We start from the raw sequence: 3718 nt of genomic DNA on the forward strand, positions 1-3718 counted from the left end.
TCCTCATCAGCGGCGACACGATCAACACCCCGGTGCAGCCCACGGGCGAACGGACCCCGCGCGGCGCCGGCGTCCGGGTCCGCGGCACCGTGCGCCACGCGCAGCGCGGCGACCGGGAGCGCGAGGGCCGCGACTCCGGCGAGCGCGACCACGACGCCGACCGGCACGGCCCCGGGCAGGACGGCACCGGCCACGAGCACGCCCGCCACCGCCCCGACCCCGACGACGACGACCGCCTCCGCCCCGAGCTCGACGGCCAGCGCCGGCAGCGCGGCGCCCCGGGTGCGCCGGGTGGCGAGCTCGCCCGCCCGCCGCCGGGCGAGCAGACCCGCGGTCAGGACGAGGAGCAGCGCCCCCACGACCACCCCGCCCACCACGAGCGACGTCGCGGCTGCCCGCGCGGCCGCGAGGTCGGCCGCGGCCGCCCGCAGCACGCCCAGCGCGCTGGAGTGCAGCGATCCGCCGGCCGCGCCCCAGCCGATGGTGCCGGGCGAGGCCTGGAGGGCCGGCAGCTCCGCGAGCACCCGGTCGCCCGCCGCCACGCCGACCCGCGCCGGGTCGAGCGCGACCCGGACGGTGCGCTGCACCTCGCGCGGCCCGACCGCGGCCACGGCCGCGGCCAGCGAGTCGTCCGAGAGCAGGGCGGCCGCGGCGGTGCTCGTGGCCGGGCCGGTCGTCGACACCCGCGGGTCGAGGAGGTCGGGCGCGTCGTGCCACGTCGGGGCGGCGGGGTCGACGGGCCGGAACACGCCCGACACCACCGCCTCGACCGGCCCGCCGTCGGACGCGGTCAGGTGCAGGGGGTCGCCGGTCGTCGCGCCGACCGCGCGCGCCACCGCCTCGGACAGCGCGACCTGCACGGGCGCCGGCTCGGTCGCGCCGCCGTCCGGAGCAGCGTCGTCCGCCGCCGCGTCCTCCGCACCGCCGTTCCCCGAACCGCCGTCCCCCGCCGCGCCGTCCCCCGCGCCGCCGTCCACTGCGCCGCCGTCCGCCCCCGGGGCGGGCCGCTCCGGCGGGGCAGCGGGTTCCGTCCCGGAGACCCACGTCACCGCGCCCTCCGCCGGCGTCCACACCAGCCGCAGCGTCACCTCGCCCGGTGGCGTGGCCGGGTCGTCCGCCGCCACCGCGAGCGACAGCGGCGCCGAGGCGGTGGAGACCAGGGGGTCGCGCAGCACGTCCCCGAGCCGCGGGGCCAGCCCGGTGGCGATCTGGTCCGCCGCCTGCCGGGAGAGCTCGGCCGACCCGTCGTACCCCTGCCCGGTCTCCGTGAACGCCGTCGCCGTCGTCACCACGAGGTCCGCGTCCGTGCCGGCCCGGGCCACCGCGGCCTGCACCGCCGCGTCCGACACCCGCGCGACCGCCCGCGGCACGGCCGCCACCAGCGCCACCACCAGGGCGACGAGGACCGCCACCAGGGTCAGCGGGCCCGCCTGCGCGGCGGCGCGCCGCGGGAGCGTCCCGAGATCGAGGCCCGCGCGCCGCCGCGGGGCGCGCGTGCGGTGCCGGCCGGTCACTCGGCGTCCCCGAGCCGCAGGTGCGCGGCGGACGCCCGGCGGACCAGGCCCGTCACGACCGGCAGCACCACCGCGGCCGACCCGCCGAGCAGCACCGCCGCGATCCCGCATGCGACGGGCCACGACCACACGGCCAGCGCGTCCGGCACCGGCCGGCCCCCGGTCGCCGAGATCGTCAGCGCCGGCGCGAGCGCGCGGACCGCGAGGGCGCCCACCGCGGTGCCCGCGGCCACCGCGAGGACGTCCACGACCACGTGCTGCACCGCGTAGGTGCCGGCCACCGCGCGCGGCGACGCCCCGACGGCGAGCAGCCGCGCCACCTCCGGGCCGCGGTCCTCGGCCGTCTCGGCGGCGTGCAGCGCGGTGCCGACGAGGGCGAGCGCGACGGCGGCGACGACGAGCAGCCCGAGCGCCGCGAGCACCCCGACGCGGAGCGGGCCGCCCCGGAGGTCCTCGGCGACCTCGGCGCGGGACGTCACGGCGGCGCCCGCGTCGCGCAGCGCGGCAACGTCGCCGCCCGCGGGCAGCCACCACGCGTCCACGAGCGACGCGGTCTCGGCCTCGCCGATCGCGACCCGGGACAGCGTGCGCAGGTCCGCGAGCACCGCGGGACCGTCGACCGCGCCCGGGAGGTACGGGGCGACGGCGGCGACGGTCGCGGGCAGCGCGGTCCCACCGACCGCGACCTGGAGCGGGTCTCCCGGCGCCAGCCCCGCGCCGGCCGCGAGGTCCGCGGTCACCACCACCGGCAGCTCGGCGGCCGGGGCGAACGCCGTGAGCACGAGCACGGTCGGCAGGTAGGACGCGCGCGACACGTCGACCTCGGCGGTGCCGCGCAGCATCCCGGGTGCCACGGTCACCGCGGGCTCCGCGAGGGACTGGTTCCGGAGCGTCGCGTCGGTCGGGCGCGCGGACCACCCGCCCGCCGCGGCCGCCGACTCGTCGGCGCCCGCCGGGAGGTCCCAGCCCACCGCCACGTCGACGTCCGCCAGGCCGCCGACGCCCTCCTCCAGCGCGGCGTCGGTCGCCACCTGCAGCGCGACGGCCAGCACCTGGGCACCGCCCTCCGGCGCGGCGAACCCGCCCGGCGTGGTCAGCCGCACCGTCCGCTCCACGCCGTCGAGCGGCACCCGCTCCCCCGCGACGCGCACCCGCACCCCGTGCCCGTCGTCGAGCACGAGCGTCGGCGTGACTGCCATCGGGTACGCGCTGCCGGTCGTCCCCGAGACCCGCACCGCGAGATCCCCGCCCTCGGCGGCGAACGGCAGCGCCGCCGCGAGCTCGTCGTCCGGCGGGGCGAGGCCCGCCGTCAGCCCGGACCACGTCGTCCCGTCCGGCAGCCGCCCGGCGAGCGCCACGGCCGCGGTGTCGACGGCGAGCAGCCGGGGCTCGGCGTCCTCGGGCCCGGACACCGCGAGCGTGCCGAACCCGGTCACCCGGTCCGTCACCGGCAGCGCGGCGCCGTCGGTCGCGAACCGGACGAGGGCGCCCTGCGCCGTCGGCGAGCCGGGCACGTCGGCCGCGACCACCGCCGCGGGCACCAGGGCCTCGGCCTGCTCGACCTGGGACCGGGACCAGGTCGCCGCCCATCCCGCGCCAGCGGTGGCGCCCGCGGCGGCGAGCACCACGAGCAGCAGTGCGACGGCGGCCCGGGGCCGGCGCGCGACGTCCAGCGCCGCCAGCGGCAGCACGAACCGCCGCGACCGCCGCGCGGCGCGCTCGGCCGGCCGCGCCAGCAGCGGCACCACCCGCAGCACGACGACCGACGCCGCGACCAGCACGAGGACCGGCGCGAGCACCCGGACGGCGTCCGTGGCCCCGCCCGCGCGGAGCCGAACCGCGGCGAGCACCGCGACGGCCACCAGCAGCAGGTCCCCGCCGGACCGGGCCAGCCGCGACGCCGTGCCCCCGCGTCGCCGGCCCCCCGGTGGCCGTGCCGCCGGCGCCACGAGCGCCAGCAGGAGGCCGGCCGCGCCCGCGCCGACGGTGGCCACGAGGGAACCGGGCACCCCGTCCGGCGCGCCCACGCCCGAGCGTGCGACCAGCGGCACCGCCGTCAGCGCCCGGTACGCCGCCAGACCGAGCGGGACGGCCAGCGCCGCCGCGACGGCCACCACCGCCGCCGCCTCGCCGAGCGCCAGGCCGAGCAGCTGACCCCGGCCCGCCCCGCGGTCCAGCAGCAGCGCGCGCTCCGGGGCGCGGCG

The 3718-nt window shown here is 81.6% G+C and carries 2 protein-coding genes; both read right to left on the minus strand.

Translation table 11 applies throughout. The features are described 5' to 3' along the window. Positions 1-1514 (minus strand): hypothetical protein (locus KVT14_RS19835; protein WP_217617235.1); only part of this gene is annotated, 1514 nt, incomplete at its 3' end. Further along, positions 1511-3718: FtsX-like permease family protein (locus KVT14_RS19840; protein ID WP_217617236.1), on the minus strand; the 2208-nt coding region annotated here is incomplete at its 5' end. The genes KVT14_RS19840 and KVT14_RS19835, both read right to left, overlap by 4 nt.

The organism is Cellulomonas sp. GbtcB1 (assembly GCF_019091725.1).
Lineage (GTDB): Bacteria > Actinomycetota > Actinomycetes > Actinomycetales > Cellulomonadaceae > Cellulomonas.